Annotated in this window: 1 protein-coding gene; it reads right to left on the bottom strand. The window is 47.1% G+C overall.

All coding sequences use genetic code 11. The features are described 5' to 3' along the window. The coding region (locus AB6E51_RS24340; protein ID WP_372140298.1) for a DUF2235 domain-containing protein at nt 1–1,833 on the bottom strand (1,833 nt) is incomplete at both ends.

Genomic DNA, 1,833 nt, shown 5'->3' with positions numbered 1-1,833 from the left:
CGTAATGGCCAAACCGTTGTCGGCATGTCTTTTTCCATTCAGCGTCTTTAACTTGACGAGTGCGTTCTATCATCGCAGCCTTATCTAGACTTCCCCCAGGGTATGCAAAATTAGCGTGCACGATATCAAGGGTTTCTGATTTTATTTCGTTACGGTTGTAGGTACTGCTTACCGGAAAGCCCACATAGTCAGGGAGTCCCTCTTTCTCATATTGCTCAATTGAAGGGTAACCGCCTCCCACATCGGTATGGCATCCAGGGAAATGTTCTTGGTGGAAATTATCGGGTAACCAATTATCACGACTCAGTGACGTTAATGGGAAGTTTTTCCGATACTCATGCTCAGCAACCAACTGCAAGACCGTGGTGGCCATCGTCGGCTCTAGGCCCAACTGAAAATTACCTTCATCGTTATTCCCCGCTAAGTAAAACGACCCTACGGTATCAAATAATCCCAAGAACCTTACACTGACGCCTTTCGTATCCTCGCGCTCATAACCACCTTCCTCTGAAAACTTTTTGTTGGTTTCATTACCCAATAGATGAGGGTAAATCGTGACATCCGCTTGCTTGCCCGAGACTGGTCTATGGTAATCGGGTAAACCTTGATACAGGGCATTAACAAAGTGACGAGATAATGCCGCACCTCGGCTAAAGCCGATAACATCAAAAACGATATGGGTGGCGGATGGGTATCCGCTTGATTCATCCGTTGCAATATCTCGTAATGTCGACAACAAACTCTGCCATTTGTAAAACGCACCATTTTCACCGTCCGCATAGTCGAAAGCGGCATCGAAAAGGGCTTTACCGACTAACCCTGCCCCCAAATCCATGGCTGCTTTAATGTTACCGTTAAACGTCTTTTCAAACTCAACACCAAACGCCTGCTCTAGATCGCTTTCATCTTTGGCTGCATCAATGATGGCGGGGCGCTGACTGTCGTCTTCAATGTCGACGGTGCCCACACCAGATACATAGATTGCTGTTGATTCCCCTTGAATTTGCGGATAAGCCGCAAACAAACGCGCCACATTACTGCGAGATTTATTACCACGCAATTCTTTGTAAGCATCATTCTTGTCGTTGGCCCCCGTCCCGTCAAAAAACACGCCGATACGAAAGAGCTTTTCAGGGCGGAGGTTGACGACCGGTATACCTTTGGCAACGAGACTGGGACTATTAATGGCGACAATCTCTGTCCCATGTAATAAACGGCCAGGGTGGGAGTAATGGCAATCCAGTGGGGCATGATATCGTTCGTTCGGGGTTTCCTTACCTTGTCCCACATCCACAAGTTCTGAAATATTCAACGAAAGTCCTTGCTCATTGAGCCACGCTGGATTCACCGTAGAAAACTCATCTTGTGTCAACTTACGAGGTAGATAGAGTAAGTGCTGGTTGTCCAATACCTGATTATCGATACGCCATTGAATCGGTATCGCACTTTGCCAAGCGGTAGGACGAAGCTCATCGCTAAGAGTGAGTTCATCCGAATAGGTCAGGCAGAACCGACAATTACCATTACCGATAATTTTGTACTCTTGAACGAGCTTGCCTTCACTAAAGTGGTAATAATATCCTTGAGTGGCAAGCCCTAGTCGCTCACCAAATTGTACAGCCGGCATTACTGCGAGGAAGGCTTCATTGAGTGCGTTCGTCCCTTTAGGCTTAGCTAAGACGTTAGGGATGAAAAGGGGGACTGATGTGCCTCTCGATGACAATGCAAGCGTCCTTGGCGCATCCTCTTTTATGTTGGCCACCAATTGAATGCTGTGTTCGTTTTCTTGCTCGTTCCAACGAGAATGCATCGGTGACGTACTCGTTTTAGCTA

This window comes from Vibrio sp. 10N.247.311.47 (assembly GCF_041467535.1).
GTDB lineage: Bacteria > Pseudomonadota > Gammaproteobacteria > Enterobacterales > Vibrionaceae > Vibrio > Vibrio crassostreae_C.
This window is presented reverse-complemented; position numbering and strand designations above follow the sequence as displayed.